The following is a 15,057-nucleotide window of genomic DNA, read 5'->3' on the forward strand; positions in this document are numbered from 1 at the left end:
GGAGGAAACTGATGAAACTTCGCTTCGCTTCGCTGGTCGCCGCCGCCATCATGTCGGCCGCCCCCGCACTGGCCGACCTGGTGGTGCCGAACCTCAGCTATCGCACCGGCGCCTATGGCGCGAACGGCACGCAATACGCCGACGGCTTCAACGACTATTTCACCCTGCTGAACGAACGCGACGGCGGCATCGGCGGGGAAAAGGTGCAGGTGCCGGAATGCGAGACGGCCTATAACACCGAAAAGGGCGTCGAATGCTATGAATCGACCAAGGGGCAGGGGGCGCTGGCCTATAACCCGCTGTCCACCGGGATCACCTATCAGCTGATCCCCAAGGTCTCGGTCGACGGCATCCCGCTGTATACGCCCGGCTATGGCCGCACCTCGGCCAAGGATGGCAAGGTGTTCGAATGGGTGTTCAACGCACCGGCGAACTATTGGGATGGCGCGTCGGTCATCGTCAAGCACCTGCTGGACCAGAACGGCGGTTCGCTGGACGGCAAAAAGATCGCGCTGCTTTATCACAACTCGGCCTATGGCAAGGAACCGATCCGCACCCTGCAGGAACTGGGCAAAAAGCACGGCTTTTCCCTGACCGAGCTGCCGGTGGACGCCGCCGCCGGGCAGGAGCAGAAATCCCAGTGGCTGCAGATCCGCCGCGAAAAGCCCGACTATGTCATCATGTGGGGCTGGGGCGTGATGAACCAGGCCGCGATTCAAGAGGCCGCGAACGTCCGCTATCCGATGGACCAGTTCATCGGCATCTGGTGGTCGGGGTCCGAGGTTGACGTGGTGCCGGCCGGCGCTGCCGCCAACGGTTACAAATCCGCGACGTTCCACGGGGTCGGGCAGGATTACCCGATCTATGCCGATCTCAAGACCCATGTCATCGACCCCGGCAAGGCGTCGCAGGGCGGCCAGCATGTCGGCAGCGTGCTGTATTCGCGGGGCCTCTATGCGGCGCTGGTCATCTCCGAGGCGATCCGCAAGGCGCAGGAACTGTCCGGCACCCCGGCGGTGAACGCAGCCCAGGTGCGCGACGGGTTCGAGGCGCTGGACATCACCCCGGAACGGCTGACGGAACTGGGGCTTCCCGACTTTGGCCCCGAGATCAAGATGACCTGCGACAACCACGGCGGCAGCGGCATGGCCCGCATCCAGCAGTGGGACGCCGCCGCCGGCAAGTGGAACCTGATCACCGAGTTCACCGAACCCGACCAGGACGTCCTGCAGCCGCTGATCGCCGCCGACAGCGAGGCCTATGCCAAGGAAGCCGGGATCACGCCGCGCTGCTGATCCCGCGCGTCTGACATCGTCCCCGGCCGGATCGCGGCCGGGGCGCCACCCCGTTACCGAAAGGGCCTGCCATGCTGGACGCCGCACATCCCGCCGCCGCCGCGCCTGCCGCGGACGCCGCACCGCCGGCGCTGCTGGAGGTGAACAACATCGAGGTCATCTATAACCACGTCATCCTGGTGCTGAAGGGCGTCAGCCTGTCGGTGCCCAAGGGCGGGATCATCGCCCTTTTGGGCGGCAACGGCGCGGGCAAGACGACGACGCTGAAGGCGGTCAGCAACCTGCTGCATTCCGAACGCGGCGAGGTGACGAAAGGCTCGATCCTGTATCGGGGCGAGGATATCTCGGCGCTGAACCCGGCCGCGCTGGTGAAAAAGGGCGTCATCCAGGTGATGGAGGGGCGCCACTGCTTTGAGCATCTGACGGTCGAGGAGAACCTGCTGACCGGCGCCTATACCCGCGCGGACGGCTCGGCCGCGATCCGGCGCGACCTGGACATGGTCTATACCTATTTTCCGCGTCTGAAGGAACGGCGCAAAAGCCAGGCCGGCTATACCTCGGGCGGCGAACAGCAGATGGTCGCGATGGGCCGCGCGCTGATGAGCCGCCCCGAAACGATCCTGCTGGACGAGCCGTCGATGGGCCTTGCCCCGCAGCTGGTCGAGCAGATCTTCGAGATCGTGCGCGCCGTGAACGAGGGCGAGGGGGTGACGTTCCTGCTGGCCGAGCAGAACACCAACGTCGCCCTGCGCTATGCCCATTACGGCTATATCCTGGAAAGCGGCCGGGTGGTGATGGACGGCGCGGCCGCGGCGCTGCGCGAGAACCCGGACGTCAAGGAGTTTTACCTGGGCATGTCGGACGAGGGGCGAAAGTCGTTCCGCGACGTGCGGTCGTATCGCCGCCGCAAGCGCTGGCTGGCCTGAGGAAAGATATCATGGCCCATTACGACGACCTGGAAACCCGCAGCGCCGACGAACGCGAGGAGGCGCTGGCCCCCTCGCTGGCGCGCGCGATCGGCAATGCCCGCCAGACCCCCGCGCTTGCCCGCGTCCTGCGCGACGTGGACCCCGACCAGATCCGCACCCGCGCCGATCTGGCGCGCCTGCCGGTGATCCGCAAATCCGAACTGTCCGAGGCGCAGAGGAAAAAGCCCCCGTTCGGCGGCTATACCTCGCGCCACCCGCACGAGTTCAACCACATCTTCCAGTCGCCCGGCCCGATCTATGAACCCGGCCGGGTCGAGGGGGACTGGTGGCGGCTGGGCCGGTTCATGGCCGCCGCCGACGTCGGCAGCAGCGACATCGTGCAGAACTGCTTCGGCTATCACCTGACGCCCGCGGGCATGATGTTCGAAAGCGCCGCGCGGGCCGTGGGGGCGGCGGTGCTGCCGGCCGGGACCGGGCAGACCGATCTGCAGGTGCGCGCGGCCGTGGACATCGGCACGACCTGCTATGCGGGCACGCCCGATTACCTCAAGGTGATCCTCGACCGCGCCGACGAGATGGGCGAGGCACTGGCCATCACCCGCGCGGTGGTGGGCGGGGGCGCGCTGTTTCCCAGCCTGCGCGCCGCCTATGCCGACCGCGGCATCACCACGCTGCAATGCTATGCGACCGCCGACCTGGGCAACATCGCCTATGAATCCCACGCCGTCGAAGGGATGATCGTGGACGAGGGCGTGATCGTGGAGATAGTCCGCCCCGGCACCGGCGATCCGGTGCCCGACGGCGAGGTGGGCGAGGTTCTGGTGACCACGCTGAACCCCGATTATCCGCTGATCCGCTTTGCGACCGGCGATCTGTCGGCGGTGATGCCGGGGGAAAGCCCCTGCGGGCGCACCAACATGCGCATCACGGGCTGGATGGGCCGCGCCGACCAGACCGCCAAGATCAAGGGCATGTTCGTGCGCCCCGAACAGGTCGCGGCGCTTGTCGCCCGCCACCCGGATGTGTCACGCGCCCGTGTCATCGCCGACCGCCGGGATGAAATGGACGTGATGGTCGTGCAACTTGAAACCAAAGGGGAAAACCCGGCGCTATATGAGGCATCGGTGCTGGATGCACTCAAGCTCAAGGGCCGGGTCGAACTGGTTGCGCCGGGGTCACTGCCGAACGACGGCAAGGTGATCGAGGACCGCCGCAGCTATGGCTGACCACGGCCCCCGAACAAGGGGACCAAGATGGTCAGACTGTCCTTTTCCGCCGCGCTCTGCGCCGCCATCCTGACGGCCGGGGGCGCGGGCGCCCAGCAGGCGCCGGTCGTCGTCGGCCCGAATGCCACCGGCGCGGCGACGCTGCCGGGGGTGCCCCCCGCGGCGGCGCAGGCGACCAACGCCGAGGACGAGCTGCTGTGGCAGCTGGCCATCCGCCGCGGCACGGCCGACGCCTATCGCAACTATCTGGCGACATTCCCCAACGGGCGCTATGTGCCCGTCGCCCGCGCGCGGCTTGAGGATCTGGGCGTGCCCGTGACCGGCGGCACCGAGACCGGCGGGTCTGGCGCTGGCGGATCCGGGGCCGCCCAGTCGGCCGCCGACGCGGCGCGGGCCGAGGCGATCGCCCGCGATCAGGGCGCGGCGCAGGGCCAGCCGCCCGGCACCGCCGCCGTGCCGGATTCCGCGACCGAACAGGCGCTGGGGCTGACCCGCGACCAGCGCCGCGCGATCCAGTCGCGGCTGACCGCGCTGGGCCACGACACGCGGGGCGTCGATGGCGTGTTCGGATCGGGCACCCGCCGGTCCATCGGCAACTGGCAGCGCGGGCAGGGCCTGCCCGAGACAGGCTATCTGAACCGCTCGCAGGCCGACACGCTGATCGCCGGGGGGTCAACGGCTGCGCCCGCGCCCGCCACCGATGCCGCGGGGGTCGAATCCGCGCTGCGCCTGACCACCGCCGACCGCACGGACATCCAGCGCCGCCTGACCGCGCTGGGCCATGACACGCGCGGCGTGGACGGGGTGTTCGGGTCCGGCACCCGGCGCGCCATCGGCGCATGGCAGCGCGGGCAGGGGCTGGCCGACACCGGCTTTCTGACGGCGGCGCAGGTCGCCTCGCTGCGGGGGACCGCGCTGGCCGACCCGCAGCCGGGCAACCTGCAGGGCGCGGCGCAGGCGGAACTGGCGCTGAACCTGACCGACGCCGACCGCACCGCCGTGCAGCGGCGGCTGAGCGCGCTGGGCTATGACACNTCTGACGGCGGCGCAGGTCGCCTCGCTGCGGGGGACCGCGCTGGCCGACCCGCAGCCGGGCAACCTGCAGGGCGCGGCGCAGGCGGAACTGGCGCTGAACCTGACCGACGCCGACCGCACCGCCGTGCAGCGGCGGCTGAGCGCGCTGGGCTATGACACGCGCGGCATCGACGGGCGTTTCGGGTCGGGCACCCGCGCCGCCATCGCGGCGTGGCAGCGGGCGCGCGGCGACGCGGGCACCGGCTATGTCACCGAAGGCCAGCTGCGCGCGCTGCGCGACGCGGGCACGACGACGCCGGTCGTGTCGAACGGCCGCGGCGCGCAGGCCACCGACGAGGCGGCGCTGAACCTGGACCAGGTGGCGCGGGTCGAGGTGCAGGCGCGGCTGAACGCGCTGGGCCACGACACCCGCGGCATCGACGGCCGCTTCGGGTCCGGCACCCGGGCGGCGATCTCGGCGTGGCAGCGGGCGGCCGGGCTGCCCGCGACGGGCTATCTGGACGCCGCGCAGCTGGCCCGGCTGCGCGGGCAGGTCGTGCCCCGGAACTGATCGCCGATTGCCGGGGCGGCGGAAACCGATCCGCCGCCCCGGCATTGACCCCGTGACCCGACCGCAAAAGGATCAGCCATGCGCCGCCGGATTTCGCAGATGCTGGGCGCCGCGGCGCTGGCCGCCACGACCGCGCTGTCGCCGCTGGCGGCGGCGGCCGAACCGCGCGCCGTCGTGCTGACCAACGGCGATTACCAGCAGTTGCCGGACGTGGACCGGACCGACGCCAGCGCCGCCATCGCCGCGTTCAAGCAGGCGGGCTATCGCATGGTCGAGGGGCGCAACCTGACCAATGCCCAGATCCGGGGCGCGCTGGCCGACCTGTTGCGCGCCGATGCACGGCCCGGCCCGCGCGTCGTCGTGCTGATCGGCCGCTTTGTCCATTCGCGCGGCGACACCTGGTTCCTGGGCATCGAGGCCGGGCCGGTCAACCTGCTGCAGGCGGATCAGGTCGGGGTGCCGATGTCCGTCGTCATCGAGGCGATGGCGGGCGGTCGGCCGGGATCGACGCTGATGCTGGGAACGGACCAGTCCATGTTTCCCAACGGCGCCGGGCTGCAGCGCAGCTTTGGCCCGATGGACCCGCCCGAGGGCGTCAGGGTCATCGTCGGCTATGCCGATGGCGTGCGGCGCGCGGCCGAGGTGCTGGCGCGCCCCGGTTCCACCCTGCGCGACGTGATGAGCACCGCGCCCTCGCTGCGGCAGGTCAGGGGCGAGGATCAGCGCCCGCCCGACCCGCACGAGGAAAGCGCCTGGCAGGACGCGGCCCGCACCAACACCGCCGCCGCCTATCGCGAGTTCCTGTCGAAATACCCGCAAGGCCGCCGCGCGGCCGAGGCGCGGAGCCGGCTGGCCGGGACCGACCCCGTCGTGGTGCCCGGCCCCGACGGCGGCGCGACCCCGGTCGTCGTTCCGCCCGGAACCGTGACGCAGCCCGGCGACGAGGAAATGGCGGCATGGACGCGCGCCAAGCGCGCGAACTCGGCCGCGGCCTATCGCGAGTTTCTGTCGAAATACCCGCAAAGCATCTTTGCGGGCGCGGCGCGCGGACGCATGGGCGAACTGCAGGCGCCCGCCCCCGCGCCCAACACCGCCGCGCAGGCCGAGGCGGCGCTGGCCCTTGACCGGCCGCGCCGCGCGCAGATCCAGCGGCAGCTGACCCTGCTGTCGTTTGACACGGGCGGCATCGACGGGGTGTTCGGCGACCAGACCCGCCGCGCCGTCGCCGCGTGGCAGCGCAGCAATGGCCAGGCCGCCAGCGGATACCTGACCCGCGAGCAGCTGGCCCGGCTGGACCAGGCCGCAACCCGCCGCACCGCCACGCTGGAGGCCGAGGCGGCCCGCGTCCGCGCCGCGACCGAGGCCGCCGACCGGGAATACTGGGCGCGGTCGGGCGCTGGCGGCGGGCGGGTCGGGCTGCAGACCTATCTGAGGCGGTTTCCCGACGGGATTTATGCCGATCAGGCCCGGCAGGCCCTTGCCCGGCTGACCGGCGGCAACGGCGGCGCAGGGAACGGCGCGGGCGAGGCGGTGGCTTGGACCCGCGCGCGGACCGCCAACACGATGGCCGCCTATCGCGAGTATCTGGACAAGTTCCCGCGCGGCGCCAACGCGGCCGCCGCCCGGCAGGCCCACGATGCGCTGCGCGCGCGCGTCCAGCAGGACGCGGCGGAGGAAGCGCGGCTGGACCTGGACGGCGTCGCGATGCGGCTGGTCGAAACGCGGCTGCAGCAGATGGGGCTGGAACCGGGGGCCGTGGACGGGCGATTCGATGCCGGGACGCGGCAGGCGATCCGGCGTTACCAGCAGGACCGCAGCCTGACGGCCAGCGGCTATCTGAACCAGGGGACGATCGTGCGGCTGCTGGCCGACACGCTGCTGCCGCAGAACTGACGCCGCCCGAAGATGACCGGCCCGGGGAAGGCGCGGGCAAAGGAAGATGCCGGGGAAGGAAGACGAGGGCCAAGGGAGAGGCGGCCTGAGGCAGACCCGAGCCGAGAGATACGCGGGCCGAGAAAGACCCAAGCCAAGGATGAGCCGCGCAAGGAAGAACCGGCGCGCAACCGGCCGGCGCACATGAAAACGCCCGCGGCCTTTCGGCGCGGGCGTCCTGTCGTGGTCTTGCCTTGGATCAGCCCTGGCGGGCCTTGAACCGGCGCTGCGTCTTGTTGATCACATAGACGCGGCCCTTGCGGCGCACGATCTGACAGTCGCGGTGACGCTCTTTCAGCGAACGCAGCGAGTTGCGAACCTTCATCGGTTTTCTCCCTCTTCGCGGCGCTCGCATCGCGCCTTGAAACTGAAATGCCCCCGGTGACATGCCGGGGGCGGCGAAAAATGGTGGGCGGTACTGGGATCGAACCAGTGGCCACTACGATGTCAACGTAGTGCTCTACCGCTGAGCTAACCGCCCGTTCCATGTGGAACCGGGGCAAGCCCCCGAACCGCATTGGTGCGCGTGTCTATATAGGCAGGATTTCGACCGCGCAAGTGCTGTTGGCGAGGCGATTGCAACGCGTATAGTCGGGGCCAGACCGACCGGAACCACGGGACGCACCCTGCCATGACGGACCCCGCGCCTGCGCCGTTCACCCTGTCGCGGCCAGACCGCTGGGCGGGCGGCGTGATCTTCGCCTCGCCCCATTCGGGCCGCGACTATCCCGACTGGTTTCTGGCCGAATCGGGCCTGGACGCGCATCAGCTGCGGTCGTCCGAGGATGCGTTCGTGGACCGGCTGATCGCGCCCGCGGTGGGCGCGGGGGGCGTGGTGCTGGCGGCACGTATGCCGCGCTGCATGGTGGACCTGAACCGCGCCGTGGACGAGCTGGACCCGCTGGCCGTCGCGGGCGCGCCGCCGCGCCCGCCCAGCCCGCGCATCCAGTCTGGGCTGGGGGTGATTCCCCGCGTCGTGGGGCAGGGCCGCCCGATCCGCCGCGCGCCCCTGTCGCGCGACGAGGCGATGCGCCGGCTGGACGCCTATTGGCGGCCCTATCACGCCGCGCTGGGGGCGCTGATGGCCGAGGCGGCGCGGCGGTTCGGCCGCGCGGTGCTGATCGACGTCCATTCGATGCCGCACGAGGCCCTGGCCCATCTGCCCGGACCGCGCCCGCAGATCGTGATCGGCGACCGCAACGGGATGTCGGCGGCGCCCGGCATCACCGCCGCAGTGGCGGCGGTGCTGAGCGGGGCGGGATTTGCCATCCGCCACAACAGCCCCTTTGCGGGCGCCTATGTCGCCAGCGCCTATGGCCGCCCGGCGCAGGGCCGCCACGTCGTCCAGATCGAGATCGACCGCGCGCTTTACATGGACGAATCGCGCATCGCGCCCCATGCGGGCTATGACGCCTTTGCCGCGCGGTTCGGCGCGGTGGTGGCGCGCCTTGCGCCGATGGGCATGGACGAGCCGCCTGCGGCGCTTGCCGCCGAATGACGGGGGCGATGGCCGTGACGCTATGGATCGTGCTGCGGACCGGGAGGCTGCCGCCCGCGCTGGCGGGGACGATGGGGCGGCCGGTGCCCGTGGGATGCGGGCCAGGGCCGCGCCGGGCAGCGCGCCGATGACCGCTGACCCTCTGCACTGGCGCGGGGCCAAGCTGGTGCTGACCTGCGGCGACAGGCTGCTGGTCATGCGGCGCGACGACATCCCGACCATCAACTGGCCCGGCGCGTGGGATCTGCCCGGCGGCGGCCGCGAGGGGGACGAGACGCCGGTCGCCTGCGCCCTGCGCGAACTGGCCGAGGAAACCGGCCTGCGGCTGGCGCCTTCGCGGCTGTCGGGGGGCGCGCGGGCGCTGCCGCACAAGCCGGGGCGCGTCGGGTTCTATTTCCGCGCCGAGATCACCGAGGCCGAGGCCGCCAGCGCCCGGCTGGGCGACGAGGGGGCCGAGCTGCGGCTGATGCCGGTCGCCGAGTTCGTGGCCCACCCCCGCGCCGTCCCGCATTTCCGCGACGTCGTGCGCGAGATGCTGGGGGTGAGTTAACCCGGCCGCCGTGTCGGTCGGCGGGGTCAGTCGTCCGATAGCGGGTCGCCGCCGCTGCCCGGCGGGGGCGCTGCGGGGACGGTGGCGTCTGGCGTGGGCGGGTCGGTCAGGGCGACGGCCCGCACCACCGGGCGCAGCGAATCACCCTTGACCAGCCACGACGTCGCAAAGGCGAATGTCGCCAGCGTTTCCAGCCAGAACACCGGGCTGAGGCCGATCAGCGCCGCCTCGAACCGGCCGATCTTGAGGATCGCGATTGCCGCCATGCAGCCGATGATGGTCCAGCCGCACAGGCGATAGATGCGGTTGCTGGCGGCCTTTTCCTGCGTCCGGGCCGTGCCGCGCACGAACAGCACCAGACAGAAGGCCGCCAGCGCGCCAAAGAACGCCGCCGCGCCCAGCCAGTGCAGCGCATAGGCGACCGTCTCGCCGAACGCGTCCTGGCTGGCGGTGCAGATCAGGGGCGGCGGCTCGGCCAGACGGCAGCCCAGCGGCAGGTCCGGGCGGGTCGGCGCCCAGGCGACCGCCAGCGCCCCCAGCGCCGCCGTGCGCGCCGCCATCCGGTCGCTGAGCCATTCGCCGGGACAGGGGTCATAGCCCTCATAGCTCCACAGGAAGACGGCGATGGCGCACAGGCTGCCGACCAGCACCTCGCGCATGGGAGAGTAGTAGTAATCCGAGATCGTGGGCAGCAGGCCGGACCCGAGGGTCAGCGAATAAAGCACCAGCGCGGTCGGCAGGAAGAACCCCAGCACCCCGATGGCGCGCCGCACCCGCAGGAACGACAACACCAGATCGTTGTCGGCGCGCTGTTCCGCGCCGCTGTGTCGTCCGTCGATGCCGCCCATCCCGCCCGCGCGCCCCGATGTTGTCCGGGGCGAGCCTAGCACGGCCGGGCCGTCAGCGCGCGGGCAGTTCGTCCAGGATGGCGCGGGCGGCGGCGCGGGGGTCGGCGGCCTGCCAGACGGGGCGGCCGACGACGATGTGGTCGGCCCCCGCGGCGATGGCGGCGGCGGGGGTTTCCACCCGTTTCTGGTCGCCCAAGGCGCTGCCCGCGGGGCGGACGCCGGGCGTCACGATCAGCCGCGCGCCGGGCAGGGCGCGGATCGCCGCGGCCTCGCACGGGCTGGCGATGACGCCGTCGGCCCCCGCCTCGAACGCGCGGGCGGCGCGTTCCACGGTCAGATCGTGCAGGTCGCCCGGACGGATCAGCCCGGCATCCAGATCGGCGCGGTCCAGCGAGGTGAGGATCGTGACGGCCAGGATCTTCATGTTCGACCCCGCCGCGCCCTGTTTCGCCGCGCGCACCACATGCGGATCGCCGTGGACGGTCAGGAAATCGATGTCGAACCGCGCCAGCCCGCGCACCGCCGATTCCACCGTCGCGCCGATGTCGAACAGCTTCATGTCCAGGAAGATGCGCTTGCCGTGGTCCTGCTTCAGCTCGTTCGCCAGCGCCAGCCCGCCGCCGGTCAGCATGCCCAGCCCGATCTTGTAGAAGGACACGGCGTCGCCCAGCGTCCGCGCCAGTTCCAGCCCGGCAAGCGCGTCAGGCACGTCCAGCGCCACGATCAGTCGGTCGTCCATCGGAACCCCCTCGGCTTGCGAAATCAGCGGCTTTTGCCACGGAAGCCGGTCACTTGAAACCCCGCCCGGGGGCGCACATCTGGGATGCAAGACCCGCGACGGGCCGTGCCATGACGGGCGGCGCCAGGGCGGGGGCTGACAAGGAGAATTGCCGATGGACATGGAAAAGTTCACCGAGCGGTCGCGCGGCTTTATTCAGGCCGCGCAGACCATCGCGATGCGCGAAGGCCACCAGCGGGTGGTGCCCGAACATCTGCTGAAGGCGTTGATGGATGACGACCAGGGGCTGGCCGCCAACCTGATCACCCGGTCGGGCGGCGACGCCCGCGCCGTTCAGGCGGCGGCCGATCAGGCGGTGGCGAAACTGCCCAGGGTGTCGGGCGGCGACGGGCAGGTCTATGTGGACACCAGCCTTGTGCGGGTTCTGGACGAGGCGCAGACCGTCGCGAAAAAGGCCGGCGACAGCTTTGTGCCGGTGGAACGGATGCTGATGGCGCTGGCGATGGTGAACACCCGCGCCCGCGACGCGCTCGAGGCGGGAAAGGTCAGCGCGCAGTCGCTGAACGCCGCCGTCAACGACATCCGCAAGGGCCGCACCGCCGACAGCGCGTCGGCCGAGGACACCTTCGAGGCGCTGGGGAAATACGCCCGCGACCTGACCGAGGCGGCACGAGAGGGCAAGATCGACCCGATCATCGGCCGCGACGAGGAAATCCGCCGCGCCATGCAGGTGCTGTCGCGCCGGACCAAGAACAACCCGGTGCTGATCGGCGAGCCCGGCGTCGGCAAGACCGCCATCGCCGAGGGATTGGCGCTGCGCATCGTCAACGGCGACGTGCCCGAGTCGCTGCGCAACAAGAAGCTGATGGCGCTGGACATGGGCGCCCTGATCGCCGGTGCGAAATACCGCGGCGAGTTCGAGGAGCGGCTGAAGGCCGTCCTGAAGGAGGTCGAGACCGCCGCCGGCGAGATCATCCTGTTCATCGACGAACTGCACGTGCTGGTCGGTGCCGGCAAGACCGAGGGCGCGATGGACGCCGCGAACCTGATCAAGCCGGCGCTTGCGCGGGGCGAGCTGCATTGCGTGGGCGCAACGACGCTGGACGAATACCGCAAGTATATCGAAAAGGACGCGGCATTGGCCCGGCGGTTCCAGCCGGTGCTGGTGCAGGAGCCGACGGTCGAGGACACCATCAGCATCCTGCGCGGCATCAAGGAGAAATACGAGCTGCACCACGGCGTCCGCATCAGCGACGCCGCGCTGGTGGCGGCCGCGACGCTGAGCCACCGCTATATCAGCGACCGCTTCCTGCCCGACAAGGCCATCGACCTGATGGACGAGGCGGCCAGCCGCCTGCGCATGGAGGTGGACAGCAAGCCCGAGGAGCTGGACGCGCTGGACCGCCAGATCCTGCAGATGCAGATCGAGGCCGAGGCGCTGAAGAAAGAGGACGACGCCGCCAGCCGCGACCGGCTGGAACGGCTGGAACGCGACCTGGCCGACCTGCAGGACCGCAGCGCCGAGATGACCGCCCGCTGGCAGGCCGAACGCGACAAGCTGGAAGGCTCGCGCCACATCAAGGAGCAGCTGGACCGCGCCCGGGCCGAGCTTGAGCAGGCCAAGCGCGAGGGCAACCTCGCCAAGGCGGGCGAGCTGTCCTATGGCATCATCCCCGGACTGGAACGCCAGCTGGCCGAAACCGAGGACCAGGGCGACGGCGTCATGGTCGAGGAGGCCGTCCGCCCCGAGCAGATCGCCGAGGTGGTCGAGCGCTGGACCGGCATCCCCACCAGCAAGATGCTGGAGGGCGAACGCGACAAGCTGCTGAAGATGGAGGACCAGCTGGGCCGCCGCGTCATCGGTCAGTCCGAGGCGGTGACGGCCGTCGCGAACGCCGTGCGCCGCGCGCGTGCGGGTCTGAACGACCCGCGCCGCCCGCTGGGGTCGTTCCTGTTCCTTGGCCCGACCGGCGTCGGCAAGACCGAACTGACCAAGGCCATCGCCGAATACATGTTCGACGACGATGGCGCGATGGTCCGCGTGGACATGTCCGAGTTCATGGAAAAGCACTCGGTCAGCCGCCTGATCGGCGCGCCCCCCGGTTACGTCGGCTATGACGAGGGCGGGGTGCTGACCGAGGCGGTGCGGCGGCGTCCGTATCAGGTGATCCTGTTCGACGAGGTGGAAAAGGCGCACCCGGACGTCTTCAACGTGCTGCTGCAGGTGCTGGACGACGGCCAGCTGACCGACGGGCAGGGGCGCACGGTCGATTTCAAGAACACGCTGATCATCCTGACCTCGAACCTGGGCGCGCAGGCGCTGAGCCAGTTGCCCGAGGGGGCCGACAGCTCGGCCGCGCGGGAACAGGTGATGGCGGCGGTGCGGGCGCATTTCCGCCCCGAGTTCCTGAACCGGCTGGACGAGATCATCATCTTCCACCGGCTGAGCCGGGCGAACATGGACGGCATCGTCACCATCCAGCTGCGCGGGCTGGAAGGCCGCCTGGCGGATCGCAAGATCGCGCTGGACATGGACGACGCGGCGCGGACATGGCTGGCGGACGAAGGGTATGACCCCGTCTTCGGCGCCCGCCCGCTGAAGCGGGTGTTGCAGCGGTCGCTGCAGAACCCGCTGGCCGAGATGCTGCTGTCGGGCGAGGTGATGGACGGCCAGACCGTCCGGGTCACGGCCGGGCCCGACGGGCTGGTGGTGGGCAACCGCCTCAGCACCGGGGCGCGGGGCGCGGCCGACCGCCCCGCGGACGTGCCGCTGCAGTAACGCGCGGCCCCGGCCCGATTGCGGGCCGGGGCTTTTCCTGTGGCGGGAACGTGATTCCCGCGGATCGCGTTCGTGGGATTACACTGTGGCCAGACAGGGGGATCGCGCCATGAAACTGAACTGGTCCGACGTCACGCCCGAAGCCGTGTTCCTGAACCGCCGCGCCTTTCTGGCCGGCGCGGGTGTCGCTGCCGCAGCGCCCGCGCTGGCCGCGGCGGACAAGCCCAACAGCTTTGACGAGATCACCAATTATAACAACTTTTACGAATTCGGGGCGGGCAAGACCGACCCGGCCGAGAATGCGGGCGCGCTGACGACCGCGCCCTGGGCCGTGCAGATCGACGGGCTTGTCGATCGGCCGGGCAGCTGGTCGGTCGCCGACATCGCCCCCGCCAACGCCGTCGAGGACCGCATCTATCGCCTGCGCTGTGTCGAGGCGTGGAGCATGGTGATCCCGTGGCAGGGCGTGCCGCTGGCCGACGTGCTGGCGCGCGCGGGCGTGCAGCCGGGCGCGAAGTTCGTCGCCTTCGAAACCCTGCTGCGCCCCGAGGAAATGCCCGCGCAGCGCGGGCGTATGCTGGACTGGCCCTATCGCGAGGGGCTGCGGATCGACGAGGCGATGCACCCGCTGACGCTGCTGGCGACGGGGCTTTACGGCAAGCCGCTGCGCAACCAGAACGGCGCGCCGATCCGGCTGGTGGTGCCGTGGAAATACGGCTTCAAGTCGATCAAGTCGATCGTGCGGATCACCCTGACCGACCGGCAGCCGGTCAGCACGTGGCAGCAGATGCAGCCGTCGGAATACGGATTCTATGCCAACGTGAACCCGACCGTCGATCATCCCCGCTGGAGCCAGGCGAGCGAGCGGCGCATCGGCGCGGGCCTGCTGGCCGGGCGCGAAGAGACGCTGATGTTCAACGGCTATGCCGACCAGGTCGCGCAGCTTTACGCCGGCATGGATCTGGCGCGCGACTATTGATGACCCGCCTGCAGGATCTGCTGCGCCGCATCCCGATCTGGGCGGTCTGGCTGCTGGGGGCGATTCCGCTGGCGCTGCTGGTCGGAGATGTCGCGACCGGCAACGTGGGCGTCGACCCGATCCGCGACATCGAGCACCGCCTGGGCCGCACGGCGCTGTATCTGCTGATCGCGACCCTGTCCGTGACCCCGCTGCTGCGGCTGGCGCGAATCAACCTGATCCGCCTGCGCCGTCCGCTGGGGCTGCTCACCTTCAGCTATGCCGTGGTGCATCTGCTGGCGTGGGCGGTCCTGGACATGGGGCTGCTGTGGGAACAGGCGCTGCGCGACATCCTCAAGCGGCCGTATCTGACCTTCGGCATGGCGGGGTTCGTGATTCTGGCGATTCTGGCCGCGACCTCGTCCGATTCGACGATCCGGCGGCTGGGGGCTGCGCGCTGGAAATCCGTGCATCGGCTGGTCTATGGCGCTGTTTTGCTGGGCGTTTTGCACTGGCTGTGGGCCTATAAGCTGTGGCCGCCCAAGGGACTGGCGGTCGGCGCGCTGGTCCTGATTCTGCTGGGCCTGCGCCTGCCTTGGGTGGCGCGCTGGCTTTCCAGCGTCAGAAAGAACCGTGTTAGAACATAGCGTTAATCGAAAATACGACAGCCATGCGAACTTCTCTGCTTTTTTCTGTTGCGGGCTTTGTCTGCTCGCCC

14 protein-coding genes and 1 tRNA gene are annotated in these 15,057 nt (G+C 70.3%); 11 read left to right on the plus strand and 4 right to left on the minus strand.

Annotated features, from left to right (window positions below):
- Positions 1-11: 11 nt before the first annotated feature.
- The 6 genes from EPA64_RS04805 (at position 12) to EPA64_RS04830 (ending at position 6,928) form a co-directional block, all read left to right on the plus strand.
- A complete protein-coding gene (locus tag EPA64_RS04805) occupies positions 12-1,295 on the plus strand; it encodes an ABC transporter substrate-binding protein (RefSeq protein WP_134725100.1) in 1,284 nt (427 codons plus the stop codon).
- Positions 1,296-1,366: 71 nt separating this feature from the next.
- Positions 1,367-2,221 (plus strand): ABC transporter ATP-binding protein, encoded by an 855-nt coding sequence (locus tag EPA64_RS04810; protein ID WP_134725101.1) that lies wholly within the window; start codon positions 1,367-1,369, stop codon positions 2,219-2,221.
- A gap of 11 nt (positions 2,222-2,232) precedes the next feature.
- The gene (locus tag EPA64_RS04815; protein ID WP_134725102.1) at positions 2,233-3,450 is read left to right on the plus strand and encodes a phenylacetate--CoA ligase family protein; all 1,218 of its coding nucleotides are present in this window, start codon (positions 2,233-2,235) and stop codon (positions 3,448-3,450) included.
- 27 nt (positions 3,451-3,477) lie between these two features.
- The gene (locus EPA64_RS16445) at positions 3,478-4,641 is read left to right on the plus strand and encodes a peptidoglycan-binding domain-containing protein (RefSeq protein WP_220443703.1); all 1,164 of its coding nucleotides are present in this window, start codon (positions 3,478-3,480) and stop codon (positions 4,639-4,641) included.
- Positions 4,610-5,035 carry a peptidoglycan-binding domain-containing protein gene (locus EPA64_RS16240; protein ID WP_246026600.1) on the plus strand — a complete coding sequence of 142 codons (426 nt, stop codon included), beginning with the start codon at positions 4,610-4,612 and terminating at the stop codon, positions 5,033-5,035. The genes EPA64_RS16445 and EPA64_RS16240 overlap by 32 nt, the downstream gene beginning before the upstream one ends.
- Before the next feature lie 78 nt (positions 5,036-5,113).
- Complete coding sequence (locus EPA64_RS04830) at positions 5,114-6,928, plus strand: peptidoglycan-binding domain-containing protein (protein WP_134725103.1); 1,815 nt, start codon at positions 5,114-5,116, stop codon at positions 6,926-6,928.
- A gap of 238 nt (positions 6,929-7,166) precedes the next feature.
- On the opposite strand, the gene ykgO is transcribed toward EPA64_RS04830, so the two are convergent.
- Positions 7,167-7,292, minus strand: a complete 126-nt coding sequence (ykgO, locus tag EPA64_RS04835) for a type B 50S ribosomal protein L36 (protein WP_112873261.1) — start codon at positions 7,290-7,292, stop codon at positions 7,167-7,169.
- A gap of 81 nt (positions 7,293-7,373) precedes the next feature.
- Positions 7,374-7,448, minus strand: a tRNA-Val gene (locus EPA64_RS04840).
- 150 nt (positions 7,449-7,598) lie between these two features.
- Here EPA64_RS04840 and EPA64_RS04845 point away from each other — a divergent pair.
- Both EPA64_RS04845 and EPA64_RS04850 read left to right on the plus strand, forming a co-directional pair.
- Positions 7,599-8,465, plus strand: a complete 867-nt coding sequence (locus EPA64_RS04845; RefSeq protein ID WP_134725104.1) for an N-formylglutamate amidohydrolase — start codon at positions 7,599-7,601, stop codon at positions 8,463-8,465.
- A 127-nt stretch (positions 8,466-8,592) separates the two neighbouring features.
- Positions 8,593-9,015, plus strand: coding sequence for an NUDIX domain-containing protein (locus EPA64_RS04850; protein ID WP_134725105.1), 423 nt, complete (start codon positions 8,593-8,595; stop codon positions 9,013-9,015).
- Between the two features lie 26 nt (positions 9,016-9,041).
- On the opposite strand, the gene EPA64_RS04855 is transcribed toward EPA64_RS04850, so the two are convergent.
- Together EPA64_RS04855 and pyrF are read right to left on the minus strand one after the other, a co-directional pair.
- Positions 9,042-9,863 carry a DUF998 domain-containing protein gene (locus tag EPA64_RS04855; protein WP_134725106.1) on the minus strand — a complete coding sequence of 274 codons (822 nt, stop codon included), beginning with the start codon at positions 9,861-9,863 and terminating at the stop codon, positions 9,042-9,044.
- Between the two features lie 52 nt (positions 9,864-9,915).
- Complete coding sequence (gene pyrF / locus EPA64_RS04860) at positions 9,916-10,602, minus strand: orotidine-5'-phosphate decarboxylase (RefSeq protein WP_134725107.1); 687 nt, start codon at positions 10,600-10,602, stop codon at positions 9,916-9,918.
- Positions 10,603-10,756: 154 nt separating this feature from the next.
- On the opposite strand from pyrF, the gene clpB reads away from it, so the two are divergent.
- The 3 genes from clpB to EPA64_RS04875 all read left to right on the plus strand — a co-directional run bounded on the left by clpB (position 10,757) and on the right by EPA64_RS04875 (position 14,986).
- Positions 10,757-13,381: an ATP-dependent chaperone ClpB gene (gene clpB, locus EPA64_RS04865; protein ID WP_134725108.1), complete on the plus strand. Its 2,625-nt coding sequence runs from the start codon at positions 10,757-10,759 to the stop codon at positions 13,379-13,381.
- A gap of 109 nt (positions 13,382-13,490) precedes the next feature.
- Entirely contained in the window at positions 13,491-14,360 is an 870-nt protein-coding gene (gene msrP / locus EPA64_RS04870) for a protein-methionine-sulfoxide reductase catalytic subunit MsrP (protein WP_134725109.1), read from the plus strand.
- Complete coding sequence (locus EPA64_RS04875; protein ID WP_246026601.1) at positions 14,360-14,986, plus strand: protein-methionine-sulfoxide reductase heme-binding subunit MsrQ; 627 nt, start codon at positions 14,360-14,362, stop codon at positions 14,984-14,986. Before msrP ends, EPA64_RS04875 begins: the two co-directional genes overlap by 1 nt.
- Positions 14,987-15,057 lie beyond the last annotated feature (71 nt).

Origin of the sequence: Paracoccus luteus, from assembly GCF_004522155.1 — a bacterium.
Lineage (GTDB): Bacteria > Pseudomonadota > Alphaproteobacteria > Rhodobacterales > Rhodobacteraceae > Paracoccus > Paracoccus luteus.

Bases quoted from the DNA above. Each gene is read 5' to 3' on its own strand.
- EPA64_RS04855 (WP_134725106.1), bottom strand. From the start codon at position 9,863: ATGGGCGGCATCGACGGACGACACAGCGGCGCGGAACAGCGCGCCGAC.
- clpB (WP_134725108.1), top strand. From the start codon at position 10,757: ATGGACATGGAAAAGTTCACCGAGCGGTCGCGCGGCTTTATTCAGGCC.
- ykgO (WP_112873261.1), bottom strand. From the start codon at position 7,292: ATGAAGGTTCGCAACTCGCTGCGTTCGCTGAAAGAGCGTCACCGCGAC.
- EPA64_RS04805 (WP_134725100.1), top strand. From the start codon at position 12: ATGAAACTTCGCTTCGCTTCGCTGGTCGCCGCCGCCATCATGTCGGCC.
- EPA64_RS04850 (WP_134725105.1), top strand. From the start codon at position 8,593: ATGACCGCTGACCCTCTGCACTGGCGCGGGGCCAAGCTGGTGCTGACC.
- EPA64_RS04815 (WP_134725102.1), top strand. From the start codon at position 2,233: ATGGCCCATTACGACGACCTGGAAACCCGCAGCGCCGACGAACGCGAG.
- pyrF (WP_134725107.1), bottom strand. From the start codon at position 10,602: ATGGACGACCGACTGATCGTGGCGCTGGACGTGCCTGACGCGCTTGCC.
- EPA64_RS04830 (WP_134725103.1), top strand. From the start codon at position 5,114: ATGCGCCGCCGGATTTCGCAGATGCTGGGCGCCGCGGCGCTGGCCGCC.
- EPA64_RS04810 (WP_134725101.1), top strand. From the start codon at position 1,367: ATGCTGGACGCCGCACATCCCGCCGCCGCCGCGCCTGCCGCGGACGCC.
- msrP (WP_134725109.1), top strand. From the start codon at position 13,491: ATGAAACTGAACTGGTCCGACGTCACGCCCGAAGCCGTGTTCCTGAAC.
- EPA64_RS04845 (WP_134725104.1), top strand. From the start codon at position 7,599: ATGACGGACCCCGCGCCTGCGCCGTTCACCCTGTCGCGGCCAGACCGC.
- EPA64_RS04875 (WP_246026601.1), top strand. From the start codon at position 14,360: ATGACCCGCCTGCAGGATCTGCTGCGCCGCATCCCGATCTGGGCGGTC.